General features: G+C 57.7%; 10 protein-coding genes and 3 pseudogenes. 6 read left to right on the forward strand and 7 right to left on the reverse strand.

What is annotated here, in order from left to right; translation table 11 throughout:
* Positions 1–147 precede the first annotated feature (147 nt).
* Positions 148–1311, reverse strand: a pseudogene (locus tag B9A97_RS22855) (IS3 family transposase).
* Positions 1312–1902: 591 nt separating this feature from the next.
* Positions 1903–2220: a transposase gene (locus B9A97_RS30240; RefSeq protein ID WP_244564333.1), complete on the reverse strand. Its 318-nt coding sequence runs from the start codon at positions 2218–2220 to the stop codon at positions 1903–1905.
* A 643-nt stretch (positions 2221–2863) separates the two neighbouring features.
* Here B9A97_RS30240 and B9A97_RS22865 point away from each other — a divergent pair.
* The 3 genes and pseudogenes from B9A97_RS22865 to B9A97_RS30370 form a co-directional block, all read left to right on the forward strand.
* A pseudogene (locus B9A97_RS22865) lies at positions 2864–3889 on the forward strand (IS110 family transposase).
* Between the two features lie 441 nt (positions 3890–4330).
* Positions 4331–4618 (forward strand): KTSC domain-containing protein, encoded by a 288-nt coding sequence (locus tag B9A97_RS22870; protein ID WP_084368142.1) that lies wholly within the window; start codon positions 4331–4333, stop codon positions 4616–4618.
* Between the two features lie 199 nt (positions 4619–4817).
* Positions 4818–4935 (forward strand): annotated as a pseudogene (locus tag B9A97_RS30370) (integrase); the annotation flags it as partial.
* 178 nt (positions 4936–5113) lie between these two features.
* On the opposite strand, the gene B9A97_RS22875 reads toward B9A97_RS30370, so the two are convergent.
* On the reverse strand, positions 5114–5566 hold the full coding sequence (locus B9A97_RS22875; protein WP_084368143.1) for a hypothetical protein: 453 nt from the start codon (positions 5564–5566) through the stop codon (positions 5114–5116).
* Positions 5567–5801: 235 nt separating this feature from the next.
* On the opposite strand from B9A97_RS22875, the gene B9A97_RS22880 reads away from it, so the two are divergent.
* Positions 5802–6847, forward strand: a protein-coding gene (locus B9A97_RS22880) for an IS630 family transposase (RefSeq protein ID WP_143530673.1) whose coding sequence is annotated in 2 segments (ribosomal slippage) — positions 5802–6317 and positions 6320–6847 — 1044 coding nt in all. Because the reading frame shifts where the segments join, the coding sequence is not laid out codon by codon here.
* A 1266-nt stretch (positions 6848–8113) separates the two neighbouring features.
* Here B9A97_RS22880 and B9A97_RS22890 read toward each other — a convergent pair.
* From B9A97_RS22890 to B9A97_RS22905, 4 genes are all read right to left on the reverse strand, one after another.
* Positions 8114–9403 carry a TRAP transporter large permease gene (locus B9A97_RS22890; RefSeq protein WP_084368145.1) on the reverse strand — a complete coding sequence of 430 codons (1290 nt, stop codon included), beginning with the start codon at positions 9401–9403 and terminating at the stop codon, positions 8114–8116.
* Entirely contained in the window at positions 9400–9924 is a 525-nt protein-coding gene (locus B9A97_RS22895) for a TRAP transporter small permease (protein ID WP_084368146.1), read from the reverse strand. The genes B9A97_RS22890 and B9A97_RS22895 overlap by 4 nt, the downstream gene beginning before the upstream one ends.
* A gap of 24 nt (positions 9925–9948) precedes the next feature.
* Entirely contained in the window at positions 9949–10935 is a 987-nt protein-coding gene (locus B9A97_RS22900) for a DctP family TRAP transporter solute-binding subunit (protein ID WP_084368147.1), read from the reverse strand.
* 71 nt (positions 10936–11006) lie between these two features.
* On the reverse strand, positions 11007–11786 hold the full coding sequence (locus tag B9A97_RS22905; protein ID WP_210189723.1) for a fumarylacetoacetate hydrolase family protein: 780 nt from the start codon (positions 11784–11786) through the stop codon (positions 11007–11009).
* Between the two features lie 222 nt (positions 11787–12008).
* On the opposite strand from B9A97_RS22905, the gene B9A97_RS22910 reads away from it, so the two are divergent.
* Entirely contained in the window at positions 12009–12737 is a 729-nt protein-coding gene (locus tag B9A97_RS22910; RefSeq protein WP_084368149.1) for a GntR family transcriptional regulator, read from the forward strand.
* The gene (locus tag B9A97_RS22915) at positions 12734–13075 is read left to right on the forward strand and encodes an EthD domain-containing protein (RefSeq protein ID WP_084368150.1); all 342 of its coding nucleotides are present in this window, start codon (positions 12734–12736) and stop codon (positions 13073–13075) included. Before B9A97_RS22910 ends, B9A97_RS22915 begins: the two co-directional genes overlap by 4 nt.
* The last annotated feature ends 491 nt before the right edge of the window (positions 13076–13566 follow it).

The following is a 13566-nucleotide window of genomic DNA, read 5'->3' on the forward strand; positions in this document are numbered from 1 at the left end:
TCCCGTTTCCACCGGTTGCTCCCACCGCGCCACTTGGCGTATCAAAAACCGCCGAGGCTCTAATCGCTGCCGGATGAAAGTTCAGTGGCAGGTCAGTCGTCTTGCTTGTCGTAGTGAATAGCCCCGGGTTTCGTAGACACCCTCGGGTTAGACTTTCTGCTGCTTCTCGAACTCGATTGGCGACAGCATCCCGTTTCTGACGTGTTTGCGTTTCGGGTTGTAGAACATTTCGATGTAGTCGAACACGTCCTGGCGTGCTTCATCGCGTGAACGGTAAACCCTGCGACGTATCCGTTCTCGCTTGAGAAGATTGAAGAAGCTCTCGGCCACCGCATTGTCATGGCAATTGCCGCGACGGCTCATCCATTGCCCGGCAAGCGATACAAAGTATCGCTGAGAGGGGAGTGAACCAGATTGTGTTGCTTGAGGAACGAGGCCCAGTCCATGCTGGTGAACTGCGAGCCTTGGTCCGAGTGGATCAGCACCTTGTCCTTCGGTTTGCGTCGCCACACCGCCATGAGCAGAGCTTGTAGAACGACATCGGTGGTCTGGCGGCTTTGCATTGCCCAGCCGATCACACGACGGGAATAGAGGTCGATGACGACCGCAAGGTAAGCGAAGCCCTCGCAGGTTCGGATGTAGGTGATGTCCGTGATCCAGCCTTGTCCGGAGCCGCTACGTCAAATTGCCGGTCGAGCGTGTTGTCGATAGCGACGGCAGGCCTGCCGCCATAGATGCCGGGACGGCGCTTGTAGCCGATCTGCGCCTTGATCCCGGCGAGACGCGTCAGACGCGCGACCCGGTTCGGGCAGCACATCTCTCCCTGATCGAGAAGGTCGTCGTGCAGCTTGCGATAACCGTAGACCTTGCCGCTTTCTTCCCATGCCTTCAGGAGCAGATCGGTCTGTCGCTTGTCCTCGTTGGCTCGCCTGCTCAGCGGGTTCTTCAGCCAAGCGTAAAATCCACTCGGCTGAACCCGCAGGACACGGCACATCGTCCGCACCGAAAACTGCAAGCGATGCAGGGCAATGAACGCGTACTTCACTTTGCATCCCTGGCGAAATACGCGGCCGCTTTTTTTAGGATGTCTCGCTCCTCGGTGACGCGAGTCAGTTCCTTCTTCAGTCGCCTGATCTCCTCGGCCTCGTCGTTGCCTTTGCCGTTCGACGCAGCAAACTTCTTCTTCCACTCATACAGGGAATGCTGGCTCACGCCGAGGCGCTGAGAAACCTCCGCAACCGGATAGCCTCGTTCCGTGATCTGACGCACGGCGTCGCGCTTAAAATCTTCGCTGAAATTCGATTTGCTCATGATGCTCTTCCTGCCTCAAAATTAGGAAAGAAGGCGTCTACAAATCTCGGGGCTATTCACACTGCATGGCGATAACATCTATTTGTGGCCTATGAAAATCGAAATGTCTCCAACGTCCCTTATGGCGGCGAAGCGCTTCCCATCGTCAACATTCCGGCTCCAACGGGTCGCCGTTGATTTTCGTCTGAGAACTTCGTCGGTTTCGGCTTTCGATGACACCCCACACAAGCGACGCAAGGATCATTCCACTAAAGAGCAAAACTGCAATTGGGACTATCGCCATCAGCAAAAGACTGTCACGCATCCTCGGCTTTCCTACCACGGATATAATCCTTTTTGTCTCGTAGGTCTTTATGACCGATTGTGGGCCCATTGATCTTCAATTGTATTGTAGGCGCTCGTCACCCTGTTCAGTTCGCAAAGAGCTAATAAAAGCAATTTACAATTTGCACGGCGCCTATTGCCCTTTGTCGGTTATCTCAACCGCCAACTCTTTGAAAGGGTGAGTTGGCGCACCGCGAAGTTCGTCTTCCTGGGTAGCTTAGCGTACTCGCGGACGACTAGAGTTCACGAACGGCTGGTCCACAACGCCTACTGCATCAAACTTAGCGGCGAGAGCTTACGAAAGCAGCGTCGGGCACCATCCGACGCTGGACCGCACGACAATCCAGAACCATTCAAATAGGTCCTGTTGACAAGGCATGGCAGCCATATCTTTGGGGCGGCCATGGCGAGGAATGCTGAGAAGGATTTTCGGGTCTTGTCGTATCGGGTCGCAACGCGACGGAAGTGCTTGAGGAGGTCGAACATCCGTTCGGTGCGGTTCCGGTCCTTGTAAGCCCGGAAGTCGCAGGCAGGCGCGTTCTTTCGGTTGGCCTTGGGCGGAATGACCGGCCTGACCCCGTGCATCAAGAGTTGTTCACGCAGGAAGTCACCGTCGTAGCCTTTGTCGGCGATGAACAGCCTCGGCTTGCCAACAGGTGTCGCCAGCGATGGCGTTGTAATCAGAGGCCTCGCCACCTGTCAGGAAGAAGCCAAGACGGCGTCCCTAACCGTCTGCTCGGGCGTGGATTTTCGTCGTAAAGCCGCCGCGTGATCGATCAAAAGCCTCAAAATAATCCCCGTTTAGCGCCCGCAGCCTGCGAATGGCCGCGAACCGTGGTGCTGTCGATCCTGTGTTGCCAGGCAGCCATCAGTCCCAGTTCAACGAACATTTCAAGCAGAGCATTCCAAATTCCTTGTTCGGCTCAACAGCGGAAGCGCACCTACATAGAGTTCCACTTGCCGTAGCGTTCTTGCATGTGGCGCAGGGGCAACCGACGCGAATAACATGCAGCATACTGTCCAGGTACATCATCGTGCGAGGGCCGCGATTCACGGCCACGTTCGGTGGGCAACAGCCCCTAGATGATCCCCCATGCATATCCGTAAGGTCGCCGCGAGCCAAAACCGCCTCCTAAAGGGCAGTCTTGATGATGTGGATGCCCCTGCATCGACCGGCGTGGCTTATTATGCTGGCCGGCTGTTGGAAGCAGGAAATGGAGCGTTGAACATGACTATAATGACGATTGGCCTGGATCTGGCAAAAAGTGTGTTTCAGGCGCACGGCGTCGATGAGGCCGGACGTACGGTGTTGCTGAAGAAGCTGCATAGGAAACAAATGCTGCCCTTTTCTCAAAGCTACCACCTTGCCTGATCGGCGTGGAGGCGTGCGGCACTGCGCATGATTCGGCCCGAACCCTTGCAGCGACGGGGCATGAGGTTCGCCTTATTCAGCCGTGGTATGTGAAGGCCTATGTCAAGCGTGGGAAGAGCGATGCGCTTGATACCGAGGCAATCTGCGAAGCCGTGCAGCGACCGACAATGCGGTTCGCGCCGACAAAAACGGTTGAGCAGAAGGGCATGTTGATGGCCCGCCGCGCCCGCTCACTGCTCGTGCGTCAGCGGTCCATGGCGGCGAATGCGCAGCGGGGCCATCTGGGCGAGTTTGGCCTTGTATATCCCCGACTTGCTCATCTTGCGACGCTAGGCGAGCAAGCACTGGCCGATCGTGACGCATTACCACCTTACGCCCGTACCCCACTTGAGACACTGATCCGGCAGATCGTGGCACTAACGGGCGAGATCACGACGCTCGACCAGCAAATCGCCATCTGGCACGCGCAAAGCGAAGCCAGCCGCAGGCTCGCGGCAATTCCCGGTATCGGTATCGGGATCGTCACGGCAACGGCCATAGCGGCAAGCGTGTCCGACCCCGACCAGTTCATCTCGGGCAGACAGATCGCCGCCTGGCTCGGGCTGACCCCGCAGGAACACTCGACTGGTGGCAAAACTCGGTTAGGCGGGATGTCGAAGCGGGGCGATTGCTATCTTCGCCGGTTGCTTGTCATCGGGGCTACCGCTGTAATGCGCCACACCAAGGAAAAGACGACGCCTATGGCGAACTGGATCAGAAAGCTCATGGAGAAAAAGCCGTTCCGCGTTGTCTCCGTTGCGCTCGCCAACAAGCTTGCCCGGATCGCATGGGTCGTACTGACAGAGGAAGGAAGCCTATCGATCTGACGCACAGGTCGCATGAAACAATAAAGATCACCCGAATTGGTAGCGGTAGTCGATGATGAGTAACGATCGAGCCAATGGCGAGGCCAACCCTTCTGATTCAATGCGCTAAAAAAGTGCGCCATCTTGATCAGGGACCTCACCGACGGATTTCCATCAGGGCCAGCAGCGTATCCAAGCTACCAAACAAGCCGGACATATGAAAGCACCGATCAAAAACCCTTGCCATACGGGGCGTCCACATATGAATCATGCTTCTGCTGATTTGGGAACTTGTCAACAGGGCCTAGCGACCCCTGGGGAGGGTCGACTGGCCGGCTTCAAATCGGAATGGGTGCCGGGCTTCATCGGAATACGTAGTCACAGGGCCTGATGGGGCGTGCTTCGTCATTAAACTTTCAATGGAACACATTTCAGACGAATATTGCCAAGATGGTGACCGAAATGTTAAAAGCACATTATGGCTAGATTGAAGGAAGTACCGATTTCATCTCGTTATATCGCGCGCGCTGCATACGATTCCGAGCAGCGCGTCCTTGAGCTACAGCTGGCTGATGGCACCAAACGAACGCACCGACGGGTTCCGGAGTGGAAAGTCGATGGGCTTCGGAGCGCGTCTTCTCCAGGTGAATATTATCTGGATCATCTGGCGCCGATCTATCAACGCTACTGGTTCCGGAAAGCACTGATCGGAGCCATGCCTGTGTTGATGTTGTTCGGGGCCATTTTGTTGGTGCTGCTGAGATAAACCCGTACCGACAGCAAGGCATGGGCCCGTGCTGACTAAGCAGAGGTGTAACTCGACGCGCCGATTGCGGCGGCGTTGTATTCCTGTCGCATCATCGGCGAGAGCAATGCTCCAAGCATGTTGGTTTCCACGCGGAACTAAGCCGGTTCGGCGCATAAGGGGGTGCGGACGAAAACTTGGACCACCAAGGAGGTAGTTCATGTATTCCTACGCAGACAGACTTCGAGCGGTTGAACTCTATATCCGGCTTGGCAAGCGGCTTAACGCGACCATTCGCCAGCTGGGTTATGCCCACCAAGAATGCGCTGAGGGGCTGGAAGCCGACACGGCGCATGGTCTGCTTTCAGCAATTGAGCTCGCCGGAACGTGCTCGACTACATTAAGATGTACTAAAGCACGAAACGCCAACATATGTGCAACGGAATGCTGTTTCCGGTTAAGCTCGCGGAGCAGGTGAAAATTTAACTCGATGGTATCTAACAAACTCGTCGCTATTCACTGCGGCAAAAAAACAGGCTTCTGGTCGTAACGATCAATGTTAAGCATCGTGCCACGGTCAGATAAGCGATCTTTAGCAGCCTCGCAGAAGGGAATGCCGCGCTCAAGCTCGACCCAAAGGAGCGTCGTCAGGTACTTGAACTCTACGGAGCGGTTAACCTGCGCCGTAAAGTACCATACATCCAAGGCATAGCGTGCGAGTGGATTGCGTAGACCTTCAGCGACATCCCGGAGGGCGCTTATCTTTGTCACTATTTCCGCGACATCCTCAGCCGAAACCTGTTCCAGGAGGTTCCACCCGTAGAGGTCCTCAAACTGGTTTCTTGCGTCGGTGACAAGCGCCAGGAACTCCCCTTTTTCCGAGTTTGACAGGGAACCTGCTTTACGCACCAGGTCCTCGTACTCGGTCTGTATTCGCTCCTTGCCGAAAAGCCAATTTAGCAAACTCACGGTCGTATTTCCTTAATCCTGGACACTATTCCCTCTCGTCAGGTCGCTTAACAGTAGGGTCGTCTAAATTACAAAGCAGCCTCACCAGAACATTACCCTGCGTTCTTCAATCTGGTGTTAATACCTGACTAGAGATTGCCCGACATTGCAAAAATACCAGTGCCCGATGAATTTGACTCACGGGATTCCGTTTTCAGGCAAATCATGATTCAACGTGGCGGAAGGAGATTTCGCCATGGGAACGGCCCTCAGCATCCGTCAGGATTATACTGCTGATGATCTGCGTCAGCTTGCCAGAAAGAGCCGGGACGCGGACTGGTCTCGGCGATTGCTTGCTTTGTCGGTGATCTACGAAGGCGGTTCGCGGAACCAAGCCGCCTCTATGGGCGGGGTCGGTTTGCAGATAATCCGCGATTGGGTCGAGCGCTTCAACCAGCACGGTCCAGACGGCCTGAAGACCGGAAAGGCCAAAGGCCGTGAGCCGCTGTTGAACGACAAGCAGCGCAAAGGGCTCATCGAAGTCGTCGAGAAAGGTCCGGTTCCCTATCTCGATGGTGTCGTGCGCTGGAGACTTGTCGATCTGGTGCAATGGCTTTGGCAGGAGCATCGTATCTCGGTGAGCCGCCAGACGCTTGGGCGCGAACTACAGGCGTTGGGCTATCGCAAGCTCACGGCTCGGCCGAAGCATCATGCACAAGACCCTCAAGCCATTGAGGATTTTAAAAAAGCTTCCCCGCCGCAGTGGCAGAAATTGTCGCCGGAGCAGCCCGAGGTAAACGAGTAGAGATTTGGTTCCAGGATGAGGCTCGGATCGGCCAGAAGAACAAGATCACGCGCCGCTGGGCCAGACGCGGAACGCGGCCTTCAGCACCGCATGATCAACGCACAAGATCGGCCTACATCTTCGGTGCGATCTGCCCGAAGCTCGGCAAGGCGGCGGCGCTGGTCATGCCCTGGTGCGATACCCATGCCATGACCCAGCATCTGAGCGAAATCTCCCGCCATATCGCTGACGATGCGCACGCCATCCTCATCATGGATCAGGCTGGCTGGCACATGTCCAACACTCTCATCGTGCCCGAGAACATCACCATCCTGCCATTGCCGCCGAAGTCGCCCGAACTCAACCCGGTCGAAAACCTCTGGCAGTTCATGCGCGACAACTGGCTCTCAAACCGCGTCTTCAAATCCTACGACGACATCGTCGATCATTGCTGCGATGCCTGGCGAAAGCTCGAAAGCCAGCCTTGGCGCATCATGTCCCTCGGCCACAGAGGGTAGGCGCATGAGTTCTGATCATTGAGCGTTGGTATAAGACGACGGAAGCACGACGCGTGCTTCCCGACAGCATTATTGTTTTACCGTTGCCGATGCGCAGTTTTTGGACGCCTCAGTTTTCGTTGTTCGGATGAGAAACACCAGTTTAATGACAGATATTCGCAACCATCAATTCCAGAACAAGAGGCGCTTTCGCAGCAGAAAGGTCACAGACGAATTCAGGTTGCTCGATTAAAACAGCAGGAAGCAGCAGCCGCTATGCTTACATGGCCAAAGATCGACGTCGGCGTGGCTTCAATTGATGTACCAGTTCGTGCCACTGAGATCGATGTCTTCCCAGGTCCCGATCACGTATCCTGGCCGTAAACACTGGAGTCTTAAGAAGGCTTTGTCCAATCGATACACGTTACCAACCAAAGCATAGGTCGCAAATCGCATAGGAAGCTGAGTGTCCGCGGGAACTGAAAATGTCGGGACATCTTTTCCATCGGGCCGGAGGCCGATTTTCGTCTCGACGACATCAGGCTGCTGAACGCGGAGCTCAAGAACGCAATCTGACACATCCTTGGTGGACGCGTTCCAAACGTTTACATCAACGACGTAGTGCGTCGTATAGGTTCCGGTAATATAGCCGATAATGCTATCCTGTCGCTTATCGAGCCAGAGCGCTGCTGACGCAATAACCGGTGGCTCTAGGCGTGACATCGCGTTCAAGTCGTCCTCAGCCCTGGAATTTGGCCTTACTGGGGCTAGAAGAAGAGCGGCCAAGAGAGCCCCGCACGGTATCAGCCATAACCTTGAAACCATCTCTAGCGTCCCCACATGGTCGGAGCATCGCAAGCAACCGTCCAACATCTCTCAAGTGTTTTCTCAAGCGTGGCTGTTCTTGTGCATGGAAATTGTTGAAGGCCTATGCCGAGCTCTTGGTGTCGCGTTAAAACATAGCAGATAGCGGCTGTCCACTCCCGGCGCCAGCTATGGCTTGTCCTCGCCAAGTTTTCGATAGCGGATCGACAGTCAGCCTCCCCGGGTAGAACGCCTTGGTCGAGCCTTGTTGCGCATCCTCCCGCGGCCACTTCGAGGCGTCTTCAGCATGGCGTCGGATGGCACCTCATTCCGGTTGTGCAGTGCACGTGATGGGCAGTTCGTGCGCTCCAGGAAGGCAGCTGCGAAGCAAGTGAAAGCATGCAGCACGGGGGAGAAGAAATCCTACGGCTTTTGAATCGGTCTGGCAGTCAAGAGCAGGACTTAATTGCACCCGATGTTCGGTTAATAGCCGAACATCGAGGGCAGCCAGAGGACGGTCGACGGAACAAAGGTGACGATGGCGAGCGCGGCAATGAGTGCCACCAGGAATGGCAGGAGATCCGCCACGATCTCACCGATAGGCACGTCGCCCAGCCTCGAAAGGGTGAAAAGCAGCATCCCGAACGGCGGCGTGACCAGGCCGATCATGATGTTGATGGTGATGAGCACCCCGAAATGCACGGTGTTGATACCCAGCGCCTGAGTGGTCGGCAAGAGCAGCGGCACCAAGACAAGGATCAGAGTTCCGGTGTCGATCAGGCATCCCAGAAGCAGGAAGACAATGTTGACCGCGAGCAGGAATTCCAGCCGGCTGAAATCCGCGCCGATGACCCAGGCCGCCAGCAGCTTGTCTAACTGCTCGGCGGCGATAGCATAGTTCATCAGGAAGGCGCCGGCGATTAGCAGCATCACCGTCACCGAAGCTTGCATCGACTCTTTCAGCACGCCCCAAAGCCGTGCAAGTCCGAGCGCCCGATAGGCGAGGGAGGCAATCAGCATTGAGTAGATGGCAGCGATCGCCGCGGCCTCGGTCGGCGTGAAGGCGCCGGACCATATGCCGCCCAGGAGCACGACGGGGATCGTCATCGGCAGGGCAGCTCTTCCCAGCGACTTGGCGAGCGGGCGCATGCCGGCCCAGTCGCGATGGGGCATGTCGGAACGGCGAGCGACGTAGCTGACGGCAAGCATCAGGAAAACTGCCATCATCAGCCCCGGCACGATGCCACCGAGAAAAAGTGCTGCAACCGAGGCATTGGCATTCAGCGCATAGAGCACCATGGGGATCGATGGCGGGATGATCGGGGCGATCGTGGCCGAGGCAGCCGTCAGCGCCGCAGCGAAACCGCGGCGGAAGCCGCCGACATCGCGCATCATCTTGAGCGAAATCATGCCAGGACCTGCGGCATCGGCGATGGCGCTACCGCTCATGGAGGAAAAGATCACGGCCACCAGAATAGTAACATGGCCAAGCCCGCCGCGCACATGACCGACCGCCATGTCGGCCGCGCGCCAAAGCCGTTCCGAAATCGTGCCGGCGCTCATCACATTGGCCGCAAGGATGAACATCGGTACGGCCAGCAAGACATAGCTGGTGTTGAGCGAGTTCATGATCTGATCAGTGGCGATGCCGAGATCCTGCCCCGACATGGCGAGATACACGAAACCGCCGCCGATCATGGCGATGCCGAGCGGAACCTGCGCCAGGGACAGGGCGACGAAGGTCACCAGCAGAAAAATGAGAGGGGTCGTCACAGGGCCTCCTCGCTGGCGGACAGGCCGGCCTTGGTGGACTGGAAACCGGAGAGAACAAGGATGCCGCGCGCCAGGAGCGCCATGCCGGCCGCGCCCTGGAACAGCACGAAGCAGAAATAGGTGAAGCTGAGCGGCAGCCGCATGGCGGGGGTTACCTCACGACGTAGGAACATCACGTAGTCGAGCGTGGTCGGCAGGGCATAGAGAAAGATCGCCGCGGCGACCAGCGAGCCTAGGCCTACTGTGAGCCGGTTGGCCCGCCCCTTGAGGCGGGCGGTCACCAGGTCGACGGAGATGTGTTCGCTCGGCGCGACCGCGAGGCCCGCGCCGAACATGATGACCCACAGGAACAGGATGACGGCGATTTCGTCCGCATTCCTGGAGGGAACGCCGAAGATATAGCGGGATGTGACGCCATACGCGAATGCGACCACCACGAGCCCGAACAGCGCGGTGGTCACCGCTTCGCAAGTCACGCGGATCCAGCGGCCCGCCGTGAGCATGGAGGAAATGAGGCTCATGGCGCCGCTCCCGTTGGTTTGTTTCTACTTCGCCATGGCCTTGGCCATGAGGTCGGCATCCCAGGCCTTGGCGAGGTCGGATGCGCCGTAGACGGCATCGGCCTTGGCCTTGAACGGCGTTAGGTCTACTTTGTTGATCTTCAGGCCCTTGCTCTCCATCTCGGCCAGCACCTTGCCCTCGTCGGTGGAGCGGCCGGTATTGTTCTGGTCAGCGGCAACCTTTGCGGCGGCGGATACGGCGGCCTGTTGCTCCAGCGTCAGTTCGCTCCAGAACGGCTTGCCGATCGAGAAAAACACGGGCTGCACCAGATGGGCCGTCAGCACGATCTGCTTGGTGACTTCGTAGAACTTCGCCGCGTTGGTGATCGTCAGGGGATTTTCCTGGCCGTCAATGGCGCCGGTCTGCAGGGCGACATAGACCTCCGGCATGGCGAGCGGCGTGGGGGTAACGCCGAGGCTTTCGCCAAGCAGCAGCCATTCCGGCGACGACGGCATGCGCATCTTCACACCGGCCAGGTCCTCGGGCTTGCTGGCGGGACGATCCTCGCGCAAGTTGAGCTGGCGGGTGCCGAGATAGGCGGTGGACAGGATCTCGATATCCATGTCCTCGCTTACGGCCTTCTTCAGGGCCTCGCCGACTTCGCCGCCCATCACGCCCATCATCTGATCATAACTGCTGAACAGGAAGGCGCGGTTGAGGAAGCCGAAGCTCGGGATCTGCTGGGCGATCTCGAAGGTGGTCATCGTGCTCATTTCGAGATTGCCGCGCTGGAGTGCGGGCACTTCCGTTCCTTGCCGGAACAGACTGGAGGCCGGATAGACCTCAACCGTTATGTCGACGCCCGCTTTTTCGAGCTCGGTCTTGAAGGTCTCGCAGGCCTTGGAGAGGTAATCGGAGGCCGGTGCGGCCGTCGACAGCCGGATGCGCTTGTCGGCGGCCATGGCGGCTGAGGTTGCGGCAACGGTGGCACTGGCAACAATGAGGGCTACAATGGATGTCTTGAAGTTCATCTGGTTTTCCCTTCTGGCTGATCATTGAGCCGGCATCCTCTTGTCGGGACGTTCCGGCGACGAGGTATCTGCTAGTTCTTGATTGAGACTCTGAGGCGCCCGATGCCTTCGATCTCGGCTTCGATGCTGTCGCCGACGGCCAGGAACTCCTTGCGCGGCACGCCGACGCCCGCCGGTGTGCCCGTCAGAATGAGATCGCCGGGCTCAAGCGTCATGATCTGCGAAGCGCGGGCGATCTGTTCGGCGATCGAGAAGATCATCTTCGAGCTGTCGCTGTCCTGCTTCAGCACGCCATTGACCCAGAGCTTCATGGCAAGCTGCTGGGGGTCGCCGAGGCTGTCTGCCGGCACGATCCAGGGACCGAGCGGGCAGCAGGTGTCGTTGCCTTTGCCCGCCACCCAGTCCAGCTTGTAGAACTGGTCGGGCGCCTGATTGGAATCGCGCGCGGAAAGATCGATGGCGACCGTGTAGGCGCCGACATAGTTCAGCGCGGTCTCGGGCGTGACGTAGCGCGCCGTCTTGCCGATGACCGCCGCGAGCTCGATCTCCCAATCGAATTTTTGGGTGTCGCGCGGCATCTCCACCGTCCGCCCGGCGCCGACGACCGCCTGGCGCGGCGGCTTCATAAAAAAGAACAGGCGCTGGGTTTCCTTCCTCACGTCGGGAAAGCCCATCTCCGCCATATGGTCATAGTAGTTAGCGCCGGCGCACAGGATCTTGCCGGGATAGAGAAGGGGCGCGAGCAGGTCAGCGCTTCCTGCCGCGATCGATTCGACGCCCGAGGTGGCCGCACCGTCCGCCAGCGCCGCCAGCAGCGACTTCGACCCTTCCCAGTCTGCAAACAGGGCCATGACAGAGTCCGGCGCCGATCGCCCGAGCGCGACAGCAAGCGGAGCCAAGGGATAAAGGCTATCCGCGACGCCGAGGCAGGCCGTGTTGCTGCCTGCCGCTGCCACATTTGCCAGAAACCAAGATTTTGGGCTTGCGTCCGCCATAACTCTCTCCAAATGACTTGCGATAAAGTCAGAATGATTTTATAAAATCCTGGTGTCAATACAAAATTCGAGGTTGATTTGGAGCCCGCGTTTTTCGACCAGGAGACCAGCACCGCTACACAGGCGGAGCGTGCCTACCTGAAACTGCGCTCAGAGATCCTGCATGGGGAGCTCATGCCAGGGCAGCGTCTGCGCGCCAACGACCTGCAGGCAAAGTTCCAGTTGGGGCTGACGCCGATCCGCGAGGCGCTCATGCGGCTGTCGAGCGAGGGCCTTGTTGATGCGCAAACGCATCGTGGTGCTGTGGTGGCACCCGTGACGCTGAAGGAATTGGCCGACCTCATGGCAACGCGTCGCCATATCGAGCGGCTTTGTCTGTCCATGGCTATCGACAATGGCGACCTCGCCTGGGAAGCGGAGATCATCACATCGATGTATCTCTTGGCCAATACACCCCTGCCCTCTGATCTCGACGACCTCGGCGCGGCGACGACTTGGGAAGCCCACCATCGGCGTTTCCACCGGGCCTTGGTCGCCGCCTGCAATTCGGAATGGATGATGCGTATCTGGTCAACGCTGAATGACCATTCGGAGCGATATCGCAAGATCAGGCTTCTGCATCACAAGGCGGAGGGTGCCCGCGTGCGCAACGTGACCGCTGAGCACGAGGCCCTGAAGGACGCGGTCATCAGGCGAGATAAAGCGCTGGCGGCCCGCTTGATGGACGAACATCTGACCCAGACGGAGCTCGCAGCCGCGGTGCTCCTGGCCAATGACCAACAAGACGAGAAGGGAAACCAGCCATGATCATTCGCTCAGCGGTCCTGGAAGGCGAAGTCGCGCCCGAACATGTGGAGGAATTCGACAGCCGCATGCGCGGCATCGTCTTGCCGGCTATTGCGCTCTATCCTGGCCTCATCAAAGTTGAACTCCGCAAAATTGCCGAACCGGAAGCCGGCGCCCCTCCCGTCTACATGATATTCGACCTGCATTTTCCAAGCCTTGCCGCGATGCATGCAGCCTTGGCCAGCGATGTGCGTCAAGCCGTGCGACACGAGATTTCGCAAGGCATGAGCCTGTTCAAGGGCCGGGTATATCATACCGTCCTGCAACAGATCGAGCAGAAGGGAGGCTCGAGCAGCTGAATGAGACGACCTGTTGACCACAGGTATGTTTTCGAGGAACCGAATGCGTTAAAGTTCATCACAGCAATTGTCCGCAAGCGAACGCTCAAGTTGCCATTGCTATAGATCGACAGCGGATCGAGTGCCTCATGCAGCGAAGCCTGCCCCGCGACTTTTGCAGCGGATGATCGGGGCAAAAACGATCACCTCACGATCCAGCTACCGCCGCCTGATGAGCCCGCTCGAATGCGCTCATCAGGCGACCATAATCGCTCAGTCGTCAAGCCGAGTGGGCTGACGTCTCCGAACTGAGGACAGCAACGCTATAAAAATTATTAAGAGAGCGAACTCTGCAAGAAACAGAAAAAGCAGGAGCGGCGCCTGGATGCTCACCTGCCTGTAAAATATGGACCCGCTCCGAACGGGAGGCGAAGATATCCATGCGTCGAATATGTGGTAGACCCACCAAACCACAGCTAAAAACAATGATAATACAACGACCATTGACAGAA

The sequence above is a fragment of the Rhizobium sp. RU36D genome (assembly GCF_900176345.1).
Classification (GTDB): domain Bacteria; phylum Pseudomonadota; class Alphaproteobacteria; order Rhizobiales; family Rhizobiaceae; genus Allorhizobium.

Coding starts and splice junctions, on each gene's coding strand:
- B9A97_RS22900 (WP_084368147.1), bottom strand. CDS start 10,935: ATGAACTTCAAGACATCCATTGTAGCCCTCATTGTTGCCAGTGCCACC.
- B9A97_RS22915 (WP_084368150.1), top strand. CDS start 12,734: ATGATCATTCGCTCAGCGGTCCTGGAAGGCGAAGTCGCGCCCGAACAT.
- B9A97_RS22870 (WP_084368142.1), top strand. CDS start 4,331: ATGGCTAGATTGAAGGAAGTACCGATTTCATCTCGTTATATCGCGCGC.
- B9A97_RS22895 (WP_084368146.1), bottom strand. CDS start 9,924: ATGAGCCTCATTTCCTCCATGCTCACGGCGGGCCGCTGGATCCGCGTG.
- B9A97_RS30240 (WP_244564333.1), bottom strand. CDS start 2,220: ATGCACGGGGTCAGGCCGGTCATTCCGCCCAAGGCCAACCGAAAGAAC.
- B9A97_RS22905 (WP_210189723.1), bottom strand. CDS start 11,786: ATGGCCCTGTTTGCAGACTGGGAAGGGTCGAAGTCGCTGCTGGCGGCG.